Origin of the sequence: Shewanella sp. T24-MNA-CIBAN-0130 (genome assembly GCF_040310185.1) — a bacterium.
In the GTDB taxonomy this organism is placed as follows: Bacteria; Pseudomonadota; Gammaproteobacteria; order Enterobacterales; family Shewanellaceae; genus Shewanella; species Shewanella psychromarinicola.
Genome location: NZ_JBEOPP010000574.1, coordinates 1 through 235 on the forward strand (window position 1 = coordinate 1; position 235 = coordinate 235).

The 235-nt window shown below is 40.4% G+C and carries 1 pseudogene; it reads left to right on the forward strand.

Annotated features, from left to right (window positions below):
• Nucleotides 1-235, forward strand: a pseudogene (locus AAEZ02_RS23555) (sodium-dependent transporter); the annotation flags it as partial.

The window sequence follows — 235 nt, forward strand, 5'->3', positions numbered from 1 at the left end:
TGATTATATATGGCTCATATATCAGTAAAAAAGAAAACCTTGTGTCCCTTGGCGCGTATGTAACCTTAATTGATGTGTTTATAGCGTTTGTAGCGGGTTTATTGATCATCCCTGCTATGTACGTGGCACAAGCGCAAGGTGTTGAAATATTCTCTGCAACTACAGGTAAACTTCTCTCTGAAGATACTCTCGTATTTCAGGTATTGCCTGCCTTATTTGATGGCATGGGTGGTGT